Raw genomic sequence first — 208 nt, 5'->3', positions numbered from 1 at the left:
CGACAGACCTGTCCCCCACGACACCGACAGACCTGTCCCCCGTGACGGTGAACCCGTCCCGGGTGGTGGTGAGCACCAGTGCCGGGTCGGCGGTATCGAGGATGTAGCCGTTACGGTCGGCCGGCTGATCCGGATCGACCGGCACGTACCCGCCACCGGCGACCGTGACCGCATACACCGCCACCAACATCTCCACCGACCGGCCCAT

1 protein-coding gene is annotated in these 208 nt (G+C 68.3%); it reads right to left on the bottom strand.

Going from position 1 to position 208, the window contains the following annotated elements; genetic code table 11:
- Positions 1-208 (bottom strand): AMP-binding protein (locus EF834_RS18110; protein WP_164874189.1); only part of this gene is annotated, 208 nt, incomplete at both ends.

This window comes from Rhodococcus spongiicola, from assembly GCF_004011835.1.
Taxonomy (GTDB): Bacteria; Actinomycetota; Actinomycetes; order Mycobacteriales; family Mycobacteriaceae; genus Prescottella; species Prescottella spongiicola.
This window is presented reverse-complemented; position numbering and strand designations above follow the sequence as displayed.